The organism is Acidisoma sp. (genome assembly GCF_965199065.1).
Classification (GTDB): Bacteria; Pseudomonadota; Alphaproteobacteria; order Acetobacterales; family Acetobacteraceae; genus Acidisoma.
Genome location: NZ_CBDAQN010000001.1, coordinates 1,204,295 through 1,228,849, shown reverse-complemented (window position 1 = coordinate 1,228,849; position 24,555 = coordinate 1,204,295). Strand labels below are relative to the sequence as shown.

At 65.0% G+C, this 24,555-nt stretch carries 19 protein-coding genes, 2 tRNA genes and 1 pseudogene; 18 read left to right on the top strand and 4 right to left on the bottom strand.

Annotation, left to right across the window (positions count from 1 at the left end; genetic code table 11):
* The first annotated feature begins 2 nt into the window (after positions 1–2).
* From ACOEQ1_RS05730 to ACOEQ1_RS05655, 16 genes and pseudogenes are all read left to right on the top strand, one after another.
* On the top strand, positions 3–1,226 hold the full coding sequence (locus tag ACOEQ1_RS05730; protein ID WP_419758246.1) for an NADH-quinone oxidoreductase subunit D: 1,224 nt from the start codon (positions 3–5) through the stop codon (positions 1,224–1,226).
* 2 nt (positions 1,227–1,228) lie between these two features.
* Positions 1,229–1,858, top strand: a pseudogene (locus ACOEQ1_RS05725) (complex I 24 kDa subunit family protein); the annotation flags it as partial.
* 140 nt (positions 1,859–1,998) lie between these two features.
* Positions 1,999–3,318: an NADH-quinone oxidoreductase subunit NuoF gene (gene nuoF / locus ACOEQ1_RS05720; protein ID WP_419758652.1), complete on the top strand. Its 1,320-nt coding sequence runs from the start codon at positions 1,999–2,001 to the stop codon at positions 3,316–3,318.
* A 6-nt stretch (positions 3,319–3,324) separates the two neighbouring features.
* Positions 3,325–5,379: an NADH-quinone oxidoreductase subunit NuoG gene (nuoG, locus tag ACOEQ1_RS05715; protein WP_419758245.1), complete on the top strand. Its 2,055-nt coding sequence runs from the start codon at positions 3,325–3,327 to the stop codon at positions 5,377–5,379.
* Positions 5,380–5,388: 9 nt separating this feature from the next.
* Complete coding sequence (gene nuoH, locus ACOEQ1_RS05710) at positions 5,389–6,399, top strand: NADH-quinone oxidoreductase subunit NuoH (RefSeq protein WP_419758244.1); 1,011 nt, start codon at positions 5,389–5,391, stop codon at positions 6,397–6,399.
* 26 nt (positions 6,400–6,425) lie between these two features.
* Entirely contained in the window at positions 6,426–6,914 is a 489-nt protein-coding gene (nuoI, locus tag ACOEQ1_RS05705) for an NADH-quinone oxidoreductase subunit NuoI (protein ID WP_419758243.1), read from the top strand.
* A 9-nt stretch (positions 6,915–6,923) separates the two neighbouring features.
* Complete coding sequence (locus ACOEQ1_RS05700) at positions 6,924–7,649, top strand: NADH-quinone oxidoreductase subunit J (RefSeq protein ID WP_419758651.1); 726 nt, start codon at positions 6,924–6,926, stop codon at positions 7,647–7,649.
* A gap of 1 nt (position 7,650) precedes the next feature.
* Positions 7,651–7,959, top strand: coding sequence for an NADH-quinone oxidoreductase subunit NuoK (nuoK, locus tag ACOEQ1_RS05695; protein WP_419758242.1), 309 nt, complete (start codon positions 7,651–7,653; stop codon positions 7,957–7,959).
* Positions 7,960–7,962: 3 nt separating this feature from the next.
* The gene (gene nuoL, locus ACOEQ1_RS05690; protein ID WP_419758241.1) at positions 7,963–9,885 is read left to right on the top strand and encodes an NADH-quinone oxidoreductase subunit L; all 1,923 of its coding nucleotides are present in this window, start codon (positions 7,963–7,965) and stop codon (positions 9,883–9,885) included.
* A gap of 5 nt (positions 9,886–9,890) precedes the next feature.
* Entirely contained in the window at positions 9,891–11,438 is a 1,548-nt protein-coding gene (locus ACOEQ1_RS05685) for an NADH-quinone oxidoreductase subunit M (protein WP_419758650.1), read from the top strand.
* Positions 11,438–12,862, top strand: a complete 1,425-nt coding sequence (gene nuoN / locus ACOEQ1_RS05680) for an NADH-quinone oxidoreductase subunit NuoN (protein ID WP_419758240.1) — start codon at positions 11,438–11,440, stop codon at positions 12,860–12,862. The genes ACOEQ1_RS05685 and nuoN overlap by 1 nt, the downstream gene beginning before the upstream one ends.
* Positions 12,859–13,644 (top strand): biotin--[acetyl-CoA-carboxylase] ligase, encoded by a 786-nt coding sequence (locus ACOEQ1_RS05675; protein WP_419758239.1) that lies wholly within the window; start codon positions 12,859–12,861, stop codon positions 13,642–13,644. The genes nuoN and ACOEQ1_RS05675 overlap by 4 nt, the downstream gene beginning before the upstream one ends.
* Positions 13,645–13,652: 8 nt before the next feature.
* Positions 13,653–14,462, top strand: a complete 810-nt coding sequence (locus ACOEQ1_RS05670) for a type III pantothenate kinase (RefSeq protein WP_419758238.1) — start codon at positions 13,653–13,655, stop codon at positions 14,460–14,462.
* Between the two features lie 18 nt (positions 14,463–14,480).
* The gene (locus ACOEQ1_RS05665; protein ID WP_419758237.1) at positions 14,481–16,133 is read left to right on the top strand and encodes a ribonuclease J; all 1,653 of its coding nucleotides are present in this window, start codon (positions 14,481–14,483) and stop codon (positions 16,131–16,133) included.
* Between the two features lie 113 nt (positions 16,134–16,246).
* A tRNA-Val gene (locus ACOEQ1_RS05660) sits at positions 16,247–16,321 on the top strand.
* Between the two features lie 267 nt (positions 16,322–16,588).
* Entirely contained in the window at positions 16,589–17,365 is a 777-nt protein-coding gene (locus ACOEQ1_RS05655; protein WP_419758236.1) for a response regulator transcription factor, read from the top strand.
* A gap of 344 nt (positions 17,366–17,709) precedes the next feature.
* On the opposite strand, the gene ACOEQ1_RS05650 is transcribed toward ACOEQ1_RS05655, so the two are convergent.
* The 3 genes from ACOEQ1_RS05650 to ACOEQ1_RS05640 all read right to left on the bottom strand — a co-directional run bounded on the left by ACOEQ1_RS05650 (position 17,710) and on the right by ACOEQ1_RS05640 (position 19,993).
* A tRNA-Ser gene (locus ACOEQ1_RS05650) sits at positions 17,710–17,799 on the bottom strand.
* 87 nt (positions 17,800–17,886) lie between these two features.
* Positions 17,887–19,296 (bottom strand): dipeptidase, encoded by a 1,410-nt coding sequence (locus ACOEQ1_RS05645; protein WP_419758235.1) that lies wholly within the window; start codon positions 19,294–19,296, stop codon positions 17,887–17,889.
* A 16-nt stretch (positions 19,297–19,312) separates the two neighbouring features.
* Positions 19,313–19,993, bottom strand: coding sequence for a TetR/AcrR family transcriptional regulator (locus tag ACOEQ1_RS05640; protein WP_419758234.1), 681 nt, complete (start codon positions 19,991–19,993; stop codon positions 19,313–19,315).
* Positions 19,994–20,142: 149 nt separating this feature from the next.
* Between ACOEQ1_RS05640 and ACOEQ1_RS05635 the strand changes: the two genes are divergently transcribed.
* Positions 20,143–21,696: an efflux transporter outer membrane subunit gene (locus tag ACOEQ1_RS05635; RefSeq protein ID WP_419758233.1), complete on the top strand. Its 1,554-nt coding sequence runs from the start codon at positions 20,143–20,145 to the stop codon at positions 21,694–21,696.
* 9 nt (positions 21,697–21,705) lie between these two features.
* On the opposite strand, the gene ACOEQ1_RS05630 is transcribed toward ACOEQ1_RS05635, so the two are convergent.
* Positions 21,706–22,263 carry a polysaccharide biosynthesis/export family protein gene (locus ACOEQ1_RS05630; RefSeq protein ID WP_419758232.1) on the bottom strand — a complete coding sequence of 186 codons (558 nt, stop codon included), beginning with the start codon at positions 22,261–22,263 and terminating at the stop codon, positions 21,706–21,708.
* Between the two features lie 144 nt (positions 22,264–22,407).
* Here ACOEQ1_RS05630 and ACOEQ1_RS05625 point away from each other — a divergent pair, with 144 nt between their 5' ends.
* Positions 22,408–24,555, top strand: coding sequence for a GumC family protein (locus ACOEQ1_RS05625; RefSeq protein ID WP_419758231.1), 2,148 nt, complete (start codon positions 22,408–22,410; stop codon positions 24,553–24,555).

The following is a 24,555-nucleotide window of genomic DNA, read 5'->3' as shown; positions in this document are numbered from 1 at the left end:
CGATGAGCGAAGTGTATGTGGGCGACCGTCCGAAGTTCGAGCCCGAGACGAAGACAGTCGAGATCGACAGCCACGCGCTGAACTTCGGACCGCAACATCCGGCGGCGCATGGCGTGCTGCGTCTCATTCTCGAAATGGACGGCGAGGTCGTGGACCGCGCGGATCCGCATGTCGGCCTGCTCCATCGCGGCACTGAAAAGCTGATGGAATACCGGACCTACCTTCAGAACGTCCCGTATTTCGACCGGCTCGATTACGTGAGCCCGATGGTGCAGGAGCAATGCTACTGCATGGCGGTCGAGAAGTTGATCGGCATCACGCCACCCGAGCGCGCTGAATGGATACGCACGCTGTTCGCGGAAATTACCCGCATCCTCAACCATTTGCTGAACGTTACCTCCTTCGCGCTAGACGCAGGGGCCACCACGCCGAGCCTTTGGGGCTACGAGGTCCGTGAGCAGCTGATGGAGTTCTACGAGGCAGCCTCGGGCGCGAGGCTGCACGCCAACTATATCCGACCCGGCGGCGTAAACCGCGACCTGCCGGCGGGTCTCGAGGAACGGATCGCCGCTTGGTGCGAAACTTTCCCCGGCTTCGTCGACGATCTCGAGGGCCTGCTGACGGGAAACCGCATCTGGAAGCAGCGCACGGTGGATATTGGCGTGGTGACGGCCGAGGAGGCGCTCAACTGGGGCTTCAGCGGACCCAACTTGCGGGCCTCGGGCGTGCCGTGGGATCTGCGGCGGGCACAGCCCTACTCGAAATACTCCGAGGTCGCCTTCAATATCCCGGTGACCCGCAACGGCGACTGCTACGACCGCTACCTCATCCGCGTCCATGAGATGCGGGAGAGTGTGAAGATCATGAAGCAGTGCCTGGCCAAGATGAAGCCGGGGCCGGTGCGCGTTGAAGACAACAAGTTCACGCCGCCGAAGCGCGCCGAGATGAAACGCTCGATGGAGGCGCTCATCCATCACTTCAAGCTCTTTACCGAGGGCTTCCACGTGCCGGCGGGTTCGACCTACACGGCCGTCGAATCGCCGAAGGGCGAGTTTGCGGTCTATCTGATCGCCGACGGAACCAACCGGCCCTATCGCTGCAAAATCAGGCCGACGGGGTTCTCGCACCTCCAGGCGATGGACAAGATGGCGCGCGGCCACATGCTGGCCGATGTGGTTTCCATCATCGGGTCCATCGACCTCGTCTTTGGCGAAATCGACAGGTAATCATGAGCGACCTCGCACCGAACGAGCCCGCAGTCGCGGAGCCGGCAAGCTTTACGTTCGACGCCTATGCCAGTGAGCAGATCGACGTGATCCTGAGGCGCTATCCGCCGGAACGGCGCGCGAGCGCCGTCATTCCTGTACTCTATGAAGTCCAGAGCCAGATGTTCCGCCTCACCGGCAGTGGCTGGGTGCCGAAGGTTGCCATGGATGTCGTGGCTGCTCTGCTCGATATGGCGCCGATCCGCGTCTACGAGGTCGGCAGCTTCTACACGATGTTCAATCTCAAGCCGATCGGGCGCTACCATCTGCAGGTGTGCACCACCACGCCGTGCTGGCTGCGCGGCTCCGACGAGGTGGTCGCCGCCTGCAAGAAAGTGACGGGCATCGAGCATTTCGGCGAGACCAGCGCCGATGGCCTTTTCACGTTGAGCGAGGTCGAGTGTCTCGGCGCCTGCTCCAACGCACCGATGATGCAGGTCAGCAACCAGAGCTACTATGAGGATCTCGACGGGCCCCGCACCGAGGCGCTGCTCGAGGCATTTCGCCGTGGCGAGACGCCGACGCCGGGTTCGACGATCGGCCGCCAGGGTTCGATGGCCGAGGGTGGGCCGACGACGCTGACCGATACGGCCGCTCTTTGGTCGCCGGAAAAATACGCGGCGTTGAAACGCGAACGCGCTGACGCCGCCAAGGCCGAAGCCGACGCGCAGGCGGCGGCGGCCGCTGCCAATCCGCCGCCTACAGAGCCTGCCAAGCCGGGAGCGTAGCCATGATGCTTGCGGATAAGGATCGCCTCTTCACCAACCTCCACGGCCAGGGCGACTGGCACCTGGACGGCGCCCGAGCGCGCGGCGATTGGGACAGCACCGCCGACCTTCTGGCGCTCGGCCGCGGGGCGATCGTCGACGAGATCAAGGCCTCGGGGCTGCGCGGCCGGGGCGGGGCCGGTTTCCCGGCCGGGCTCAAATGGAGCTTCATGCCGAAGGATCGCGGCGCCAAGCCCGCCTATCTGCTGGTGAATTGCGATGAGAGCGAGCCCGGTACCTGCAAGGACCGCGAGATCCTCCGCAACGACCCGCACAAGCTGGTCGAGGGCTGCCTGATCGCCGGCTTCGCGATGGGGGCGACGGCGGCCTACTGCTACATCCGCGGCGAGTATTACCTCGAATACGTGCGGCTCCAGACGGCGGTCGAGGAAGCCTACGCCGCCGGCCTGATCGGGAAGAACGCATCCGGCTCGGGCTATGATTTCGACGTCTTCGTGCATCGCGGGGCCGGCGCCTACATCTGCGGCGAGGAGACGGCGCTCATCGAGAGCCTCGAGGGCAAGAAGGGCATGCCGCGCTCCAAGCCGCCTTTCCCGGCGGCGATGGGCCTCTATGGCTGCCCGAGCACGGTGACGAACTGCGAGACGGTGGCGGTGTCGCCGACCATCATGCGGCGCGGGGCCAAATGGTTCGCGAGCTTCGGCCGCGACAAGAACCAGGGCACCAAGCTGTTCTGCATCTCGGGCCATGTGAACAAGCCCTGCACCGTCGAGGAGTCCATGAGCATCTCGATGCGGGAACTCATCGAGACCCATGCCGGCGGCGTGCGCGGCGGCTGGGACAACCTGCTCGCGATCATCCCGGGCGGCGTCTCGGTTCCGATGATCACCAAGGAGATGGCCGAGCGCGCGCTGATGGATTTCGACAGCCTGCGCGAGATGCGCTCGGGCCTCGGCACCGGCGCGGTCATCGTGATGGACAAGTCGACCGACCTCATCAAGGCCATCGCGCGGATTTCGGCCTTCTATAAGCATGAGAGCTGCGGCCAATGCACGCCTTGCCGCGAGGGCACGGGCTGGATGATGCGGATCATGAACCGCATGGTCGAGGGGCGGGCCGAGATCGAGGAGATCGACATGCTCGACCAGGTGACGCGCCAGGTCGAGGGCCATACGATCTGCGCGCTGGGCGATGCGGCGGCCTGGCCGATCCAGGGCCTCATCCGGCATTTCCGCCCGCTGATGGAAGAACGGATCGCCGCCTACAGGGCGACGCATTCGGTGCCCCCGGCGAACACGCAACCCCTGGCGATCGCGGCGGAGTAGAAGCCAATGCCCAAGCTCACGATCGACGGTATCGAGATCGAGGTGCCGCCCGGCTTCTCCGTATTGCAGGCGGCTGAAATGGCGGGGAAGGAAATTCCCCGGTTCTGCTTCCACGACCGGCTGTCCGTGGCGGCCAACTGCCGCATGTGCCTGGTCGAGGTCGAGAAGGCCCCGAAGCCGGTTGCCTCCTGCGCCTTTCCGGTCGGCGAGGGCATGGTGGTGAAGACCGACAGCCCGATGGTGCGGAAGGCGCGGCGCGGGGTGATGGAGTTCCTGCTCATCAACCATCCGCTCGACTGCCCGATTTGCGACCAGGGCGGCGAGTGCGATCTGCAGGACCAGGCGATGGCCTATGGCGCGGATCACTCGCGCTACACCGAGAACAAGCGCGCCGTTCGCGACAAGGATCTCGGGCCGATCGTCAAGACGAACATGACCCGCTGCATCCAGTGCACCCGCTGCGTGCGCTTCGCGACCGAGATCGCCGGTGTGCCGGAACTCGGCGCCACCTCTCGTGGCGAGAACATGGAGATCACCACCTACGTCCAGCACGCGCTGTCGTCGGAACTGTCGGGCAATCTTGTGGACATCTGCCCGGTCGGCGCGCTGACCTCCAAGCCCTACGCCTATACCGCGCGGCCGTGGGAGCTGAAGAAGACCGACAGCATCGACGTGATGGATGCGGTCGGCTCGGCGATCCGCGTCGACACGCGCGGGCCGCAGGTCATGCGTATCCTGCCGCGCCTCCATGAGGACGTGAACGAGGAGTGGCTGGCCGACAAGTCCCGCCACATCGTCGACGGGCTGATGCGGCGGCGGCTCGACAAGCCCTGGCTGCGCGTCGGCGGCAAGCTGCGTCCCGCGACCTGGGAAGAGGCGTTCATCGCCATCGCCGGGCGGATGAAGGACGTGCCGGGCCGCCGCATCGGCGCGCTCGCGGGCGACATGGCCGATGCCGAGAGCATGCTGGCGCTCAAGGAGCTGATGGCGGGGCTCGGCTCGGCCAACGTCGATTGCCGTCAGGGTGGCGCGGTGTTCGACACCTCGCGGCGCGACTTCTACATCTTCAACTCGACGATCGCCGGGATCGAGGAGGCGGATGCGCTGCTGCTCATCGGCACCAATCCCCGGCATGAGGCGCCGATCCTCAACGCCCGCATCCGCAAGCGCTGGCGGATGAACCGGCTGCCGGTGGCGGTCATCGGCTCGGCCACCGACCTGACCTACCCGTCCGAGATCATCGGCGCGGGCGCGGACGTGCTGACGGCGCTGCTCGACGGCAGCCACGCCTTCGCCGAGATCCTGACCAAGGCGGCCAAGCCGATGATCGTGGTCGGCGAGGGTGCCTTGGCGGGCGAGGGCGGTGCGGCGGTGCTCGCTGCTGCCTGGAAGCTGGCCGAGAAGGTCGGCGGGTTCGGTGACGCCTGGCATGGCTTCAACGTGCTGCATCGCGCGGCGGCGCGGGTCGGCGGGCTCGATCTCGGCTTCGTTCCGGGGCCTGAGGGCAAGGATTGGGCCGCCATGGTGACGGGCGGCGTCGACGTGCTGTGGCTGCTCGGCGCGGACGAGTTCGACGCGGCAGGGATCGCGCCCGAGACCTTCGTGATCTACCAGGGTCATCACGGAGACCGGGGCGCCGCGCGCGCAGATGTCGTGCTGCCGGGTGCGGCGTACACCGAGAAAAGCGGCACCTACGTCAACACCGAGGGCCGTGTGCAACGCACCGCGCAGGCCGCGTTCCCGCTCGGCGACGCGAAGGAGGATTGGCGCATCATCCGGGCGTTCAGCGCCGTGGTCGGCCAGACGCTGCCCTACAACACGGTCGAGGCGCTGCGGGAGCGGCTGGTCGCGGTCAACCCGGTGTTCGGCACGCTCGATGTGCTGACCCGGCTCGCGACGTCGGACACGACAGGGCCGGCGGAGACAGGTGGTGCTCTCAGCGGTCACGCCTTCGCGGTCGTCGTGCCGAACTACTACCTGACCGATCCGATCAGCCGTGCGAGCCCGACGATGCATGCCTGTACCGAAACTATCTCGCCGCTTCTGCAGGCGGCGGAGTAGACCACGGCCATGGGCTTCTTCTCGACCATCCTCGGCCAGATCATTCTGCGTGTGCTTGAGACGCTGGCGGTGCTGGTGCCCCTGCTGCTGATCGTCGCCTATGCCACCTATGCCGAGCGACGCATCCTCGGCGCGATGCAGCTGCGCAAGGGGCCGAATGTCGTCGGGCCCTTCGGACTGTGGCAGGCGTTCGCCGACGCCATCAAGATGATCATGAAAGAAACGATCGTGCCCACAGGCGCGAACCGATTTCTGTTCCTGCTGGCGCCGATGCTGACGTTCAGCCTCGCGATGCTGGCCTGGGTGGTGGTGCCGACCGGCGACAACCTCGCCGTCGCCAACATCAACGTCGGCATCCTCTATCTGTTCGCGATCAGCTCCCTCGGCGTCTACGGCATCATCATCGCCGGCTGGTCGAGCAACTCGAAATACGCCTTCCTCGGCGGCTTGCGCTCGGCGGCGCAGATGGTGAGCTACGAGGTCTCGATCGGCTTCGTGCTGGTGTCGGTGTTGCTCTGCGTCGGCAGCCTCAACCTCAACGACATCGTGCGCGCGCAGAATGGCCTGTGGTTCTGCATTCCGCTGTTCCCGATGTTCGTCGTATTCTTCATCTCGGGCCTCGCCGAGTGCAACCGCGTGCCGTTCGACCTGCCCGAGGGCGAGAGCGAGATCGTCGCCGGGTTCATGGTCGAGTATAGCTCGATGAGCTACGCCATGTTCTTCCTCGGCGAATACGCGAACATGGTGCTGATGAGCGGGATGACGTCGATCCTGTTCCTCGGCGGCTGGATGTCGCCGCTGCCCTTCGCGCCGTTCACCTGGATACCGGGGCCGATCTGGTTCATCCTCAAGATCTGCCTGATGATGTTCATGTTTTTCTGGGTCCGGGCGACGTTCCCGCGCTTCCGGTACGACCAGCTCATGCGGCTGGGCTGGAAGATCTTCCTGCCGCTGTCGCTCGGCTGGATGGTGCTGACGGCCTGCGCGCTGGAAGTGTTCGGATGGCTGCCGAATGGCTGATTTTCGCCTGAGTGGAGACTAGCACCATGGGTGTTCTCGATCGCGCGGCCCGCAGCCTGCTGCTGACCGAATTGCTCGGCGGCATGGCCATCACGTTCCGCTACATGTTCAAACCGAAGGCCACCATCAACTATCCCTTCGAAAAATCGCCGCTCAGCCCGCGCTTCCGTGGCGAGCATGCGCTGCGCCGCTATCCCAATGGCGAAGAGCGCTGCATCGCATGCAAGCTCTGCGAGGCGATCTGCCCGGCGCAGGCCATCACCATCGAAGCCGAGCCGCGCGACGACGGGTCCCGCCGCACGACGCGCTACGACATCGACATGGTGAAGTGCATCTACTGCGGCCTCTGCGAGGAGGCCTGCCCGGTCGATGCCATCGTCGAGGGGCCGAACTTCGAATACTCGACCGAGACGCGCGAGGAGCTGCTCTACGACAAGGAGAAGCTGCTCTCGAACGGCGACCGGTGGGAGCCCGAACTGGCGCGTCGCCTCGAACTCGATGCCCCGTACCGGTAAAACGCCATGATCTTTGCTCACATCTTCTTCTACTTCTTCGCGGCGATCCTGGTGGCGTCCGCCGTGATGGTGGTCACCTCACGCAACCCGGTCCATTCGGTGTTGTTCCTGATCCTGTGCTTCTTCAACGCAGCCGGTCTGTTCCTGATCGCGGGCGCCGAGTTCCTCGCCTTCATCCTGCTCATCGTCTACGTTGGCGCCGTCGCGGTTCTGTTCCTGTTCGTCGTCATGATGCTGGATATCGACTTCAGCGAGCTTCGTGCCGGCGTGCAGCGCTACGCGCCGATCGGCGCGGTGATCGGCGCAGTCCTGTTTCTGGAGCTCGTGCTGGTGCTCGGAGGCTGGAAGATCGCGCCTGCCGCATCGGGCCTGCTGCTGACGCCGATGGCGCCGGGCGTCTCGAACACGCAGGCCATCGGGCGGGTGCTCTACACGCAGTACGCCTTCCTGTTCGAGACGGCATCGCTGGTTCTGATGGTGGCCATGATCGGTGCGATCGTGCTGACGCACCGGGACCGCCGCCGGTCGAAGACGCAGAACATCGCGCAGCAGAATGCGCGCACGCCAGCGAATACACTCGCGATGATCGATGTCGCGATAGGCGCCGGGGTAACGGCTGCCGACATTCGCCGGCCGGACGTGGTGGGGCTGCCTCCGCCGGGCGAGGTGGTGCTGCTTCCCGACGAAAAGACGCAGGAGCCCGTGCTGGTTCCGAACACGCCGGGAGAGCACTGACATGCCCATCGGCGTCGGCTCTTATCTCGTCGTGTCGTCGATGCTCCTCGTCGTGGGCATCTTCGGCATCTTCATGAACCGCAAGAACGTCATCACCATCCTGATGTCGATCGAACTCATCCTGCTGGCGGTGAACCTCAATCTGGTCGCCTTCTCGGGCGTGCTGCATGACCTCACCGGACAGATCATGACGATGTTCGTGCTGACCGTCGCCGCCGCCGAGGCCGCTATCGGGCTCGCCATCGTCGTCACCTACTTCCGCAACCGCGGCTCGATCGCGGTCGAAGACGTCAACCTGATGAAGGGCTGAGACGTGATCTTTGCTGTTGCCGTCTTCGCGCCTCTCATCGGCTCGCTGATCTCCGGCCTTTTTGGCCGCCAGCTTGGCGACCGTGGCGCTCAGGCCGTGAGCGTCATTCTCATGCTGCTCGCATCGGTCGCGGGCGTCGTCTCGGGCCTGCGGCTGCTGACGAACGAGGTGCCGGACGGCCTCGTCTTCGTCGGCGACTGGCTACATGTCGGCAGCTTCCAGGCCGATTGGGCGCTGCGCTACGACAGCCTCTCGGCGGTCATGGTGATGATGGTGACGGTCGTCTCGACCCTCATCCACATCTACTCGATCGGCTATATGGAAGGGGACCGCTCGGTCCCTCGCTTCTTCGCCTACCTCTCGCTCTTCACCTTCTCGATGCTGATGCTGGTGACGGCGAACGACCTGTTGCAGCTCTTTTTCGGCTGGGAGGGCGTAGGCCTGCTCAGTTATCTGCTGGTCGGTTTCTGGTACGACCGGCCGAGCGCCAATGCCGCCGCCATCAAGGCCTTCGTGATGAACCGCATTGGCGATCTCGGCTTCGCCATCGGAATAGCGCTGGTCTTCTTTCTCTTCGGCAGCATCCGGTTCGACGCCATCTTCGCGGCTGTGCCGGCGCAAAATCATGCCGTCTACCACCTGTTCGGCACCAACCTGCATGCTCTGGATGTGATCGGCATTCTGCTGTTCATCGGCGCGATGGGAAAGTCGGCGCAGCTTGGCTTGCATCCGTGGCTCGCAGACGCCATGGAAGGTCCAACCCCAGTGTCCGCCCTCATCCATGCCGCGACCATGGTGACCGCCGGCGTGTTCCTGATGGTCCGGATGTCGCCGCTGCTGGACTACGCGCCCGTCGCTTTGGCCGTCGTCGGCATCATCGGCGGCACGACTGCGGTGTTTGCGGCCACCATCGGCTGCGCCCAGACCGACATCAAGCGCGTCATCGCCTACTCGACGTGCTCCCAGCTCGGCTACATGTTCGTCGCGGTGTCGGTCGGCGCGTACCAGGCTTCGATGTTCCACCTCATCATGCACGCCTTCTTCAAGGCACTGCTCTTCCTCACGGCAGGGTCGGTCATTCACGCGATGTCGGGCGAGCAGGACATGCGCCGCATGGGCGGGCTCGCCCGGCTGATCCCCTTCACCTACATCATGATGTGGATCGGCAGCCTGGCCCTCGCGGGCATTCCGCCGCTTTCCGGCTTCTTCTCCAAGGACGCGATCATCGACTCCGACTTCTTCGGGCGCGGCGGCGGCTACGCTTTCGTCTGTGTGGAAGTCGCGACTTTCCTGACCGCCTTCTATTCGTGGCGCATGATCTTCATGACCTTCCACGGCCCCCGGAAGGGCGACGCGCATGTCATGGCGCATGTCCATGAGAGCCCCTGGGTCATGCGCGGGCCGCTCGTCGTGCTCGCGATCGGTGCGATCTTCGGGGGCATGCTGCTCGACCGCGACTTCATCGGCGCCGCCCAGAGGCTTTTCTGGAATGGGTCCATCGTCAACGCGCCCCATTGGTCCATCCTGGCCGATCTCAATCATGTGCCGAGCGTGGTCGACTACCTGCCGACGGTGCTCGGCCTGCTCGGCATCGCGACCGCCTACCTCATGTATATCGCGCGGCCACAACTCCCTGCGCTGCTCGCCGCAAGGTTCGGCTTCGTCTACCGGCTGCTGCTGAACAAGTACTACGTCGACGAACTCTACGGCGTCATTTTCGTCCGTCCCTACCGGGCGCTGGCCCGCACCCTCTGGCATGTGGGCGACGAGGACATCATCGACGGCATCCCCCGTGGCGGCGTGCTGCTTGCGCGCGGAACGGCGGGAGGCCTGGTGCGGTTCCAGAGCGGTTCGCTCGCCCAATATGCGTTCGTCATGCTGATCGGGCTCGTCGTGCTCATCAGCGTCTTCCTGATCTTCCGGTGAGCGCGATGAACCAGGCCGGTTTCCCGCTGCTATCCGTTCTGACCTTCCTCCCGCTGGTGGGGGTGATCGTCATCATGTCGGTGAGGGGGGATGAGGCGACGGTCGCCTCCAACGCGCGCTGGACCGCGCTTTGGACGAGCCTGATCGTCTTTGTCCTCAGCCTGCTGCTGTGGTTCGACTTCGACAAATCCCAGGCCGGGTTCCAGTTCAACGAGGTTGCCAACTGGCTGCCGCAGTTCGGCGTCAACTACCGCGTGGGCGTCGACGGCATCAGCATCATGTTCGTGCTGATCTCGACCGCGCTGACCCCGATCGCGATCCTGTCGAGCTGGAACAGCACCGGCGGACGCGTGCGGGAATACATGGTCGCCTTCCTCGTCATGGAGACGATGATGGTCGGGCTGTTCTCGGCGCTCGACTTCATCCTGTTCTTCGTCTTCTTCGAGGGCGTGCTGATCCCGATGTTCATCATCATCGGGGTGTGGGGCGGCGAGCGCCGGCTATACGCCGCGATCAAGTTCTTCCTGTTCATGTTCGCGGGCTCGATGCTCATGCTGCTGGGCATCCTGGCGCTCTGGTTCCACGACGGCACCACCAGCATTCCGGCAATGATGCACATCCCGCTGCCGGCTCACCTGCAGTATTGGTTGTTCCTGGCGTTTCTCGCAGCTTTTGCGGTCAAAATCCCGATCTGGCCGGTTCATACCTGGCTCATCGACGCGCACCGGGAATCGCCCATCGCGGGCTCGGTGCTGCTGGCGGGTGTGCTCGCCAACATGGGCGGCTACGGGTTCCTGCGCTTCTCGGTGCCGCTGCTGCCCGATGCCTCGCAATACTTCGCGCCGCTCATGTTCACGCTCGGCGTCGTCGCGATCATCTACACCTCGATCGCGGCGCTGGTGCAGAGGGACCTGCTCAAGCTCGTCGCCTATTCCTCGGTCGGCCACATGGCGATCGCGGTCGTCGGCATCTTCACCTTCAACGTCGAAGGGATCGAGGGCTCGCTGTTCCGCATGCTCAGCCACGGGTTCATCACGGCAGCGCTGTTCCTCTGCGTCGGCGTGCTGATGGACCGCACTCGCAGCCAGAGCATGGACGCCTTCGGCGGTGTCGTTCACCGCATGCCGTTCTATTCGCTGCTCTTCATGATCTTTGCGATGGGCACGGTCGGCTTGCCAGGCACGGCGGGTTTCGTCGGCGAAATCCTCGTGATCGTCGGCGCGCTGAAGGTGAACTTCTGGGTGGCGACGCTGACCGCCACCACGCTTATCCTTAGCGCGGTGTACACGCTGGTGATGTACCGCCGCGTGATCTTCGGTGCGCTCGTGCGGCCTGATCTGAGCGCTCTTCGCGATCTCGGCGGGCGGGAAATCGCCATGCTCGTGCCGCTGGTGCTGCTGACCCTCTGGATGGGCATCTACCCCTCCAGCTTCTCGACCTTCTTCGACGCGACGGTGACGGCCATGGCGAACCAGCACGCGCTGGCCATGGCGCACAGTGCCGGCGCGCATCTCGCCTCCGCGGCAAACGTGATGGCTGGGGGCACGAATTGATGAACTGGCTCGTCGCACTTCCCGAGATCGCGCTCGCCCTCGCGGCCATGGCGGTGCTGCTGGCGGGGGTGTTCGCACCGCCCAAGGGCGCATTCCTGCTCACCAGCATGCTGTCGCTCGGCGGCCTGCTTATCACCGCAGGGCTCGTGATCATCGCGCCGCATGGTCTCGGCTACGGCGGTCTTTTCGTGGCCGACGCCTTCAGCCGCTTCGTCCAGGTGCTCATACTGGCCGGTTCGGCGCTCGCCATCATCCTGTCGCTCGATTTCAACCGGCAGGATGAGCAGCTCGCGCGGTTCGAGTTCCCGGTTCTGATCCTGTTCGCGACGACCGGCATGATGATCATGGTCGCCGCTACCAACCTCATGACCCTTTATCTGGGGTTGGAACTTCAGTCGCTCGCGCTTTACGTCATCGCGTCTTTCGCCCGCGACAGCCTGCGTTCGGCCGAAGCGGGTTTGAAGTATTTCGTGCTGGGGTCGCTCGCCTCCGGACTGCTGCTTTACGGCATATCGCTGACCTACGGCTTCTCCGGCTCGATGGATTTTGGTCACATCGAACAGGCGCTGGTTTCCGGCAGGGCCTCCGTCGGCCTCATCATCGGCATGGTCTTCGTGCTCTCGGGCCTCGTCTTCAAGATGGCCGCCGTGCCCTTTCACATGTGGTCGCCGGATGTCTATGAGGGGGCGCCCAGTTCGGTGACGGCGCTGCTTGGCTCCGCGCCCAAGGTGGCGGCGGTGGCCCTGCTGCTGCGGGTGATGATGCAGCCGTTCGGCCATCTGCTGCCGCAGTGGCAGTTGCTGGTCGAGATCATCTCGATCGCGTCGATGGTCCTGGGCTCGCTCGCACCCATCATGCAGACCAGCATCAAGCGACTGATGGCGTACTCCTCCATCGGCCACGTCGGCTACGCGCTGATGGGGCTGGCGGCGGGCACGGCTTCGGGGACCAGCGGCACGCTGATCTACCTCGCGACCTATATCTTCATGACGCTCGGGACCTTCGGCGTCATACTCGCCATGCGTCGCCAGGGCCGCAGCGTCGAAAAGATCAGCGACCTGGCGGGGCTCGGGCGCAACGACGGTGGGCTGGCATTGGCCATGAGCATCTTCATGCTTAGCATGGCGGGCGTGCCGCCGCTCTCGGGGTTCTTCGGCAAGCTCTACGTGTTCCTCGCGGCGATCCAGAGCGGGTTGTGGACGCTTGCGGTCATCGGCGTGCTGACCAGCATCGTCGGCGCCTACTACTACCTGCGGATCATCAAGATCATGTATTTCGATGCGCCGGTCAGCGTCTTCGACCGCCGTTCGTCTTCGCTCTCCTTCGTCGTAGCCGCATCCGGCATCGTGACCCTGTTCTTCATTCTGGTGGCGGGGCCGATCACGGCGGCGGCACAGGCCGCGGCGTCGGCCTTGCTGGGTTGAACGAACGCGGTCTGGCTCCCGCGCCGCCAGACCTGCCAGCGGCCTATCGGCTTGAACGGGTGGCGAGCCTGCCTTCAACGTCGGATGCCTGTATGGAGCGGGCGAGGGCGGGAGCCCCGGACGGTCTGGCGATCCTTGCCGAGAACCAGACGGCGGGGCGTGGCAGCCGTGGGCGCCAGTGGGTTTGCCCGCCGGGCAACCTTTACCTCTCGGTCCTGCTAAGGCCGCGCAACCATTTCGAGGAAGCCGGGGCCGGGCAATGGGCTCTGCTGGCGGGCGTGGCCTTGGTCGAGACACTGGCGCTATTCGCGGCCTCGCCCGAGGCTCTGATGCTTAAGTGGCCCAACGACGTGCTGAGCGACGGCGCCAAGCTTGCCGGTATCCTCGTCGACGCCGCGATGACGGTCGACGCCGGTTCAGACTGGCTGGTCGTGGGCGTCGGCGCCAACCTCGCCTCTGCCCCCGTTATCGAAGGGCGGCAGGTAGCGGCCCTGGTGACGCCGGATGGGGTGCCGGCGCCGGCGGAGGAAGTCGCCAAGGTCTTCCTGACTAATCTTGAGCGGTGGCGCGGGGTGCTTGCGATTGCCGGGTTTGCCCCGATCCGGGACGCCTGGCTAGAGCATGCGCATCCGCTTGGCACGGCTGTCAGTGTCAAGGATGCACTGCGCACCCGCACGGGTGTTTTCGCGGGTCTCTCGGTGCGGGGCGAACTGCTATTGTCCTCAGGCGACGCTATCCACACGATCTCGACGGGAGACGTGCTGCTGGGTCAGAGGAACTAGCCACAATCATGCTGCTCGTCATCGATGCGGGAAACACGAATATCGTGATGGCTGTGCATGATGACAGCGGCTGGCGCGGCATCTGGCGGATTTCGACCGATCCCCAGCGAACCTCCGACGAATACGCGGTTTGGCTGCTGACGCTGCTGCGGCATCAGGACATCGACCCGCGCGCCATCACGCGGGCGGTCATGGGGATCGTCGTTCCGGCGGCCATCTATCATCTACGGCGGTTGTGCCGAGAGTGGCTGGCCGTTGAGCCTCTGATCGCGTCGTGGGAGCTCAACTGGGGCTTCGAAATCAAAATGGATGCGCCCACGGAAGTCGGCGCGGACCGGCTGCTCAATACCCTGGCCGCGCATCAGATCTACGGCGGCCCTCTCGTGGTTGTGGATTTCGGCACTGCCACCACATTCGACGTAGTGGATCACGCTGGCAACTTTATCGGCGGCATCATTTCGCCAGGTGTCAACCTCTCCATAGAAGCTCTGCATAAGGCTGCAGCACGGTTGCCGCGCATCGGCATCGGGCGGCCGCAGGCCGTTATCGGCAAGTCCACGGTGCCCGCCATGCGCTCCGGCATCTTCTGGGGATACGTCGGTATGGTCGAGGGGCTCGTGGCGCGCATCCGCGCCGAGTTTGGCCAGCCGATGCGCGTGATCGCGACCGGTGGCCTGGCGCCGCTTTTCGCCGAAGGCACTTCGATCTTCGAGACTATCGATCCCGACCTCACGCTGGAGGGAATGCGTTTGTTGGCGCTGCGCAATCCGGCTCCCAGCCTGTCGAACGACTGGAAGCGCCAGCCCACAGGAGACTAACCGAAGGATCCGGGCCGAATGAACAGCAATGACGACGATCTCGCCTTTCTCCCACTTGGGGGGACGGGCGAGATCGGCATGAACCTCAATCTCTACCGCTGCAACGGCCAATGGCTTGCCGTCGATTGCGGGCTTGGCTTCGGCGGCCCGGAGCATCCGGAGGTCGAGGTCATGGTGCCTGACCCCGTCTATATCGCCGAGCGGCGGAAGGATCTGCTCGGGCTGGTGATCACCCACGCCCATGAGGACCATCTCGGCGCGGTGGCATGGTTGTGGCGCCAGCTGCGCTGCCCGGTCTATGCGACGCCGTTCACCGCAGCCGTCCTGCGGCGCAAGCTGTCCGAGGCGGGTCTCGCCTCCGAGGTGCCGCTGCATGTCGTGCAGCCCGGCGGCCAGCTCGACATCGGGCCGTACCACATCGAATTCATCTCCATGGCTCATTCGGTCCCGGAGGCGCAGGCGCTCGCCATCACGACGCCCTACGGCCTGATCGTGCATAGCGGGGACTGGAAGCTCGATCCCGACCCGACCCTCGGTCCCGTGACGGACGAGGGCGCGCTCAAGCGCATCGGTGATCGCGGCGTGCTGGCCTTCATCGGCGACTCCACCAACGCGCTGGTCGAAGGCCACTCTGGTTCTGAGTCCGAGGTGCGGCGGGCGCTGCCCGAACTCATCCGCCATCTCAGCGGCCGGGTGGCGGTGACCTGCTTCGCCAGCAACGTCGCGCGGGTCGAGAGCATCGCGCTTGCCGCGAAGGCGGTCGGGCGGCAGGTGGCGATCGCAGGGCGGTCCTTGCGCAACATCGAGGCGGCTGCGCGCGAATGCGGCTACCTGACGGGCATTCCGCCGTTCCTCAGCGAGGATGCCGCTTCCGACATCCCGGACGACAACCTGCTGCTCATCCTCTCGGGCAGCCAGGGCGAGGCGCGGAGCGCCATGTCCCGCGTTGCCGCCGATTCGCATCCGCGCATTGCTCTAGGCGAGGGCGACACCGTCATCTTCTCGAGCCGCGTCATTCCCGGCAACGAGCGCGCCATCCACGCCGTTCAGGACAATCTGGCGCGGCGCGGCGTGCATCTGATGACCGACGACGATCACATGGTTCACGTCTCGGGTCATCCGGCACGGGACGAGTTGCGGCGTATCTACGCGCTTGTGCGGCCGACCTACGCGGTGCCGGTGCATGGCGAGTGGCGACACCTCGCGGCCCATGCTGGGCTGGCGAGCGAGCTGGGTGCGAAGCCTCTGATGCTGGAGGATGGCGACATCCTGCGTCTGGCGCCGGGCGTGCCGCGCGTGATCGACAGCGCGCCGGTGGGCCGCCTTGCGGTGGACGGCAACCGGCTGGTGCCGATGACCGGCGGTGTTCTGGCCGCTCGACGGCGCATGCTGTTCAACGGAGTCGTCATCGGTAGCTTCGTGGTCGATGCCAGCGGGCGGATCAGGGGCGCGGCTCAGATCAGCGCCCCGGGTCTCTTCGAGCCGGAAGATCCGGAGACCGCGCGCATCATCGGGGAGTTCACGGCCTCGGTCGCCGATCTGCCGGAGGCAATGCGGCAGGACGACTTCACGCTGCTCGAATCGGCTCGGGCTTCCTTGCGGCGGGCAGTCGGACGACGGTTGCAGAAGCGCCCTCTCGTCGACGTGCATCTGATACGCATCGCGGGCTGACGGATGTCTGCCGCCTCATCATGGCGGCAGACGCCGACCTGCAATACTGTGTGCTGCGCGACCCTCTTGCGGCTCGGGGGATCAACCGCTAGGAAAGCCGCCACCGGAACCGTGGGCGCATAGCTCAGCGGGAGAGCACCACCTTGACACGGTGGGGGTCACAGGTTCAATCCCTGTTGCGCCCACCACGGTTCCGCGGGCTTTCCCTGAGCGGCGTAAATCATCCAGTTATACATCCAGAGGTTGCGGCGGCGCCGGATCAGGCGGAGGTCACGCCTCGTTATAGCAATGCCCTTATAACAAGCTTTGACCTGTCTCCGCTCCTAGCCATTGATTTACCCAAACAATTGTCAATTACCTAAAAGCGGTATAAATCGTCATCCGCGCATGAGCTTTTTATTGACTCACACACGCCCAGGTAGCATTCTGCCTGCAACCCAGGGGTGTAGAAAGCAATGCGTGTCCTTCTAGTTGATAATGACGCTCAAGCCGCTGCTTCGATCCAGCGCGCTCTAAAGGCTAATGGTGCCATACTAGAGCATGTCGAAACGGGCGAGGAGGCTTTCCAGCTCGCAAAACGTTACGACTACGATGCAATGATCCTGGATCTGATGCTTCCGGACATCGACGGTTACGAGGTTATCCGGCGGCTCCGGTGGACCTCGGTTGCAGTACCGATTTTGGTTTTGTCGAGCCTGACGCGGCCACAAGCCAAGGTGAAGGCGTTCTCGCTCGGCGCCGACGACTTCCTTGCCCGGCCATTTGACGAATCCGAACTTGGCGCCAGGATCCAGGCGTTGGTCCGGCGTTCGAAGGGGCTGAGCCACTCGAAGATCGTGGTCGGACCCATTGTCCTCGACATGGACTCCAATGTCGTCATGGTGAACGGCACGACTGTTCACCTGACTGAAAAAGAATACAGAATACTGGAACTTCTCTTCTTGCGTGGCGGCAGTATCGTTGCCAAGGAATCTTTCCTCAACCATCTCTACGGCGGCAACGACGAGCCGGATATCAAGATCATCGATGTCTTCGTCTGCAAGCTTCGCCGCAAGCTCTCTCTCGCCGGTGCGGGCGATGTGATCACGACCGTCTGGGGCCGGGGCTACATCGTCCGCGAAGCCGGAGCGTCGGCACAGACTGCGCAAACCAATCAGCTTGGGCAGACAGCGCAAACGTCGAACCGGACCGATGGCGCACTGGTTCCGCAGACCGCCGCCTCCGCAGCGTGATGCTCCGGAGCTTATTGGACGACGCGCCGGCCGAGCGCCGGCAAGTCGATCATGCGACGATGAGGTGGTCTCCGTTCGATGCCATTAAATCGCCGGGACCTGCGATTTCAGACTGCTCGGGAGATGGAACGTGGCCAATGGCGTTTCATCGCCGCCTCACCAAAGGCCCATGCTGAGCTTTGACGGGCGCACTCCATCTATGTCGTTTCGATAAAACACTGACATGTGCGACGGGCGATCCAATTGAAGACCGCCAATGCAAACACCATGAGGGTTGCCAGGACGAGGATGGCCAAAGACCTGATGCATTTGCGGGAGGTGCGATGGCGGCGAGCTGGTCCAACTGGCGGACGGGGTGGGATTCGAACCCACGGAACGCTTGCACGTTCGGCGGTTTTCAAGACCGCTGCCTTAAACCACTCGGCCACCCGTCCAGGTGGTAGTCGCGTCCACAGTTTCTGTGGAGCCTCCGGCTAAACTAGTGCGCCGATGAGCGGGACGCCATAGGCGGCGTCCGGCTCTCAGCCGAACCCGCCAAGCTTGCCGAGCAGCCGGGCGTGGCTGCGCGCACCGCCTTCGAAGCATGCCCAGTCGAACTTCTCGTTCGGACTGTGGACCTGGTCGTCCTCCAGGCCGAAACCCATCAGTATCGTGTCGAGCCCCAACAAACTCTTCAGAGAGCCGACGACCGGGATCGACCCGCCACAGCCCATCATGACCGGCGGCTTGCCGTATTCTTCGGTGAGCGCCGCCGCCGCCGCCGCAATGAAGGGGCCTTCCACAGGCACGGCCACACCCGGGCTCGCGTTGAAGTCCTGGATGACGACTCGCGCGCCGGGCGGCGTCCGCTCCGTCACGAACTGCCGCAGCCCGGCCAGGACCGCCGCCGGATCTTGCCCCGGCACCAGACGGCACGAGAGCTTGGCATGGGCTTCGGACGGGATGACGGTTTTGGAGCCCGCCCCCGTATAGCCGCCCCAGATCCCGTTCAGATCGGCCGTCGGCCGTGCCCATAGGCGCTCCAACGCGGACCGCCCGACCTCGCCGGACGGGGCCGATAGGCCGACAGCCCTCAGCATCGCCCGCTCATCGAAGCCGAGCGCGTTCCATTGCGCGGCAAGGGCCGCCGGCAACTCGGCGACGCCGTCATAGAAGCCGGGGATGCGGACGCGGCCCTGATCGTCGTGCAGGTCCCCAAGGATGCGGGTCAGCGCGTTGATTGGATTAAGCGCCGATCCCCCGTACATGCCGGAATGCAGATCGCGCGATGGCCCGAAAAGGTCGATCTGCACGTAGACCATGCCGCGCAGCTGGGAGGTGATCGCGGGCGTCGTCCGGTCCCACATCCCCGTATCGCTGATGAGAGCAACATCCGCTGCAAGCTCCGAGCGATTGGCCGCGAGGAAGCCGTCCAGGTTGGGGGAGCCGATTTCCTCCTCGCCCTCGAGCAGCAGCGTGATGCGGACGGGCAGGGCGCCGGTCGAGAGATACCAGGCCCGGCAGGCACAAAGGAACGCGACGACCTGACCCTTGTCGTCGACGGCGCCGCGCGCAACGATCCGCGGACCCTCCGCATGGTCCACCAGCTGCGGTTCGAACGGCGGGCTTTCCCACAGGTCCAGCGGATCGGCCGGCTGCACGTCGTAATGGCCATAGAACAGAACATGCGGCCGGGCCTGTGCATCCGCACCTTCCGGCCCGGCATAGTGACCGAGGACGATCGGATGGCCTGCTGTCTCGCGGATTTCGGTCGTGAAGCCGATGGCGGCGAACTCATGCGCCAGCCATCGCGCCGCCTGAGCACAATCCTCGGCATGGGCAGGCTGCGCACTGATGCTCGGGATGCGCAGCAGGTCGAAGAGCCGGGCCCGCGCTTCGTCCTGCGTTGTCTCGAGATTTGCGAGGACGGCTTCAACCTGATTGCTGGACATCACGCTGGGTCCTTTTTCAATTGTGCTGGATCGGCGCGACGCCGTAGGCGCGAGGTTGCGCGGGCGCATACGCCTTCAGAAAGACCGAAACCGCGCCGGCGACCACCCGTTCCGACTCGGCCGGATCGGCCGTCTCGATCAGGCGGAGCCTTGCCCGCATGACGAGCTTGGTCTGGCACAGGGCGAAGAACTGCTCGGCAGCGAAATCGGGATCGGGCACGATCAGCCGGCCGGCCGCCGTCTCCTGGCGCAGCCAATGGGAGAGGTAGTTCAGCCCGCGCTGGGGCCCGGCCTCGAAGAAGGCCCGGGCCAGCTCCGGAAACTGTCCGGCCTCCGACATCACCATCCGGTGGATTGCCTGGCGGAACGGGGAGAGCATCATCTCGAGGATGCTTTTGCCAGCCCGGAAGAGCGTCTCCTCGGGCTCGTTGTCGCTGGGCGGGATGTCGAAGATACGCTTGAGGCTCTGGTCGCAGCTCGCGGAGATGAATCCGCTGAACAGTGCTGCCTTGCTCGGAAAATAGTTGTAGAGCGTACCCTTCGACACGCCGATTTCCCGGGCGATCTGGGCCATGCTCGCGCCTTCATATCCGTCGCGGGCGAATACCCGGCCGGCGCCATCCAGAATAGCGTGACGCCGCTCCGGCGAAAGCGGATCGACGAGAGACTCCGAAGGTCCGGAACCGATGTCTGCCACGGTCTTTTCATCCTGCTCGCAAATTTGACAATGGCTGGCCTGGACCTATCATACAAGCAGCTAACCGAACCGTTCGGTCAAAGCACTCGGCAGGAGCGGAAACGGTGGTCCTTAGGGTAGAGAGACAAGCCTTTCATCGCATGCGGGCGATGACGAGCCGGCCTGTCGTTTCTCTGGCCCTTCTGTTCATGGTCTCCGGCTGCACCGTCGGCCCGGATTTTCACCACCCGACCTCGCCTTACAATCCACTGTCGTGGTTTGCCGGCAGGCCGCCCGCCAATGCGGCAAGTCAGCCGGTGCCGCAGCCCATCGACGTCGAGTGGTGGGAGAGCTTTCATGATCCCGAACTCGATTCGCTCGAACAACGGGCGGCGGCGCAGAACCTCGACGTGTTGACGGCAACGGTCCGTCTGACCGAGGCGCGGGCGAATGCGGGCATCACCGCCGCGGCGTTCTTCCCGAGCGTCACCGGCAGCGCGAGCGCCGCTGACTACAAGGCGAGCAACAACGGGCTGCAACTCGGCGGTGGCTCGTCCGGCGGTGCTTCGGGCGCCGCCGCTGCTCCCGTGTCGAACGAAATCAATCCTCTTTCGCTCTATCAATACGGTTTCGACGCCACCTGGACGCTCGATATATGGGGCAAGGTGCGGCGCCAGGTCGAGGCGGGCAACGCTGATGTCGAAGTCTCCGAAGTCGACCGGCGAGGAACGCTCATCCAGACGATCGCCGAGGTCGCGCGCGACTACATCCAGCTGCGCAACGCCCAGTCCCTGCTGCGGATCGATGAGGACAACGTCCGCACCGCGCGGAACCTGCTCAGCCTGACCATGCAGCGCGCGACGGCGGGCCTCACGGATGAATTGGATGTGGCGCAGGAACAGGCGCAGCTGACGACGACGGAGGCGACGATCCCGCAAGCGCAGGACCAGGTGGCTTCCTACATCAACGCGCTCAGCTTGCTCCTCGGCGAGCCGCCGCGCGCGCTGCAGTCCGAGTTGGCGACAGCGGAGCCCGTACCCCCGACCCCGCGGGCGATCCCGATCGGCTTGCCTTCGGAGCTGCTGCGCCGCCGCCCGGACATCGTCGAGGCCGAGGCCAACCTTCATGTGGCGACTGCCAATATCGGCGTCGCGGTCGCGAACTTCTTCCCGACGGTCGACCTGCTCGGCCTGTTCGATATCCAGTCCACCCAAACGTCCGATCTCTTCACCCTCGCATCCCGGACTTACCTGTTGGGCGGTATGGTGTCGGTGCCTGTCTTCGAGGGCGGCAGGCTGGTCGAGACGCTGCATCTTCGCCGGGCGCAGCAGAAGGAGGCCGTCATCAACTACGACAAGACGGTGCTGTCGGCCTTTTCGGATGTCGACAACGATCTGACCGACTACGAGAAGGAGCAAGAGCGGCGCCACCTGCTGCGTCAGGCCGTCGCGGCGAACGAGCGTGCCTTCAACCTCGCCCAGCAGCGCTACACCGAGGGCATCGCCACCTACATCGACGTTCTGAATGCCCAGCAGGCGGTGTTGTCGAGCCAGAGCAGCTATCAGAACAGCACCGCGGCGGTGTCGACCGATCTTGTGGCGCTCTATCTGGCGCTCGGCGGCGGCTGGGAGGATACCTTCCCGACGCCGTCCAACGAGCGCGAGCCGAACGGCTCCGTCGGGCAGACGCTCAAGACGGCAATCACCCGAGGCAATGCGAGCTGAAGAGCCGGTTCAGTAAACTCGATCGAAGATCGTGATCACGTCGCCCGGCTGCAGCCGGTCCGGCGGGTGGACGAGCCCGTCGCTGGTCTTCGCTCCCTGCGTGCGCACCACGCCCTCGTAGCTCTGGATCGCACGGTAGGTGTAGCCACCCCCGAGCGACACGGCGGCGATGACCGTCATGTCCGGCTCGTACGGATATTGGCCGGGATGGATGACCTCGCCGAGGATGAAGATCGGCCGATAGGAGACGACCTCCACGGCGACCGACGGGTCTTCGATCATGCCGCGCCGCTTGAGGCTCGCTCCGATCGCATCCGCGAGCTGGCTTGGCGTGTGGCCGCTCGCCGACACATCCCCGGCGAGCGGCAACGAGATGAGACCATCGTCGCCGATCGAAAAGACGTCGCTCAGTTCCTTGTCGCCGTAGACGAGGACGCGCACGCGGTCCCCCGGGCCGAGGTGATAGGCGCCGGCGACCCCGAGCGGCGGCAAAGGAGGCAAGTCGCTTCCGGTCGGCGCGCAGGCCGCCAACAGGCCGAGCAAGCTCAGCCCGAACAAGGTTGGCAACTTCGCTCGCCGTTGCCGCCGCGACATGGACCGATACGTAATCAAAACTACTGACCTCCATGCAGAGAACGTTTAACAAATACATCCGAGCAGGGTATGTTCCAATACCGTATCAAATTGATGACGGGATGAGGAGTGCCGATCGTGCTGGATGATGCGGACGGGCGAGGCCCATCGCATTTTGCCCGGAGCTGGGAAAACGGGACGGATGCGCGCGGCCCCGCCGCGTCGGAGCAATCGGTTCGGGGAGGCGCCGAACTGATCCGCGGCGTCGTCGCGCGTCAGTTGTGGACCATCGTCATCCCGATGCTGCTCATGCCTGCGCTGGGCTTCGTCGCCGTCTCGCGGATGCCGTTGCTCTACACGGCGACCGGAACCGTGATCTACGATCCCGCCGGTTACGCGCCCGAGGTGTTGCAGAGCATCCTGAAGACCGACCCGACCACGGATGCGGTCGTGGCAAGCCAAGGCGCCATCCTCGCCAGCCTGTCCATCGCGCATCGTGTTTCGCTCGATCTCGATCTTGGCCATCAACCTGGCTTCACCAGCCGCCCGCATAGTTCACCGGCGGCGCGTTCGCTCCTGCTGGATGCCCAGGTGCTGCGTTCCATCGCCGTCGTGCCGATCAACGACAGCCGGGTCTTCGCCGTCTCCTTCACCGCGCGTAACCCCATGATCGCCGCGGCGGTCACGAACAGGATCATGGACCTCTACCTGGCCGATCAGCTCGGCTTCAAAACCGCTGCCTTGCGTGCCGCGAACGACTGGATGGAGAACCGCGCCGTCAGCCTGCGCGTCAATCTACTGGCGCAGGAGGCCGCCATCGCGCGCTATCGCCAGCAGAACGGGCTCATCGCCGGTGTCCAGGCGGGGATGGGCACGGAGGAACTCAGCACGCTCGGAGACGACCTCATGCGCGCCGAGAACGATCTCGCGGCGGCGCGCGCCCGGCGCGATGTCTCCGCGGATGGTGCCGGAATGTCTCAGAACGTCATCACCATCCGGCTTCAGGAGGCGCAGGCCCAGGCCAATCTCGATGCCGCGCTCGGCCATCTCGGGCCGAACCATCCGGAGGTGAGGGCGCTCCGCAAGCTGCTCGGCGCACTTCAGGCCGCAGCCGGGGCGGAGACCTCGGCCGCGCGGTCAGGGGTGATGACCGATGCGCAGGCGGCCCAGACCCGGCTGACGACCCTGCAGAACAATCTTCTCACGCTCCAGAAGGAGAGCGCGCGCGAGGCCGAGGCCGACGTGCCTCTGCAGGCGATGGGGCAGGATGCCGACGCCACACGCATGCTGCTCCAGACCTTGCTGTCCCGCATGGACCAGACCACGCAGCAGGAAGCGATCGAGACGCCGGATAGCCGCATCCTTTCGCGTGCGGAACCGCCGGCCAAGCCATCCTCGCCACACGGCAGCCTGCTGCTGGCGGCGTCTGCCCTGGCGGGCCTGGTGACCGGAGCCGCTCTCGCCTGGGCGCGGGAAACCATGGCCACGTCTTTCCGGAGCGAGGCCGAAGTGCACGCAATCCTGCGCCTTCCCTGCATCGGCGCCATCCCGCCTCTGCGTGCCCCATTGGGCCTGAACGTCGGCGGCGGCGGCGGGCAATGGATGGAGGCGCTCGCCCGGGAAGGCACCACGGCCGCACGCCAGCTGGCCCAGTTGCGCGGCCGGCTGCGGTTGGCCGCGGCCTGCCCCCGGCTGCTCGCCATCACCTCCGTCCGGCCCGGTGAAGGCAAATCGAGCCTCGCTCTGGCGCTTGCGCGCTCGGCCGCCCGCGCCGGCGAGCGGGTGCTGTTGGTCGACTGCGATCTCTGGCGCCGTAACCTCAGCCGCATCATGGGAGCGGCCGACTTGCCGGGCCTCGGCGAACTGCTGGCGGATCGAGGCGATACCCAAAGCCTTGTGCATGCGGACGGGTTTTCCGGTCTCGCCTTCCTGCCAGCGGGGCGACCCCAGGATGGCCGCGGGATCGGCCATCTGTCGGTCAAGATCTCGACCGAGGGGTGGCGGCGCGATTACGACCTCGTGGTGCTCGATGGGCCGCCGATCCTGGCGAGCGCGGACGCTCTGGTCTTGGCCGAGATGGCCGAGGGCATTCTGCTCTGCATCCGCTGGAACCATACGCCCCGTCGGTTGGCCGCTCATGTGCGCGGGCTGCTGGGGCCGCAGACGGGACGCTCTCTCGGCGTGGTTCTGACGCAGGTGGGAACCCGGTCCCGCGCCCTCCGCGGCTTTCCGGAGGCGGAAATCGCCTCCCGGCGGTATGCGGCCTACGCGACGGACAGCAACTGA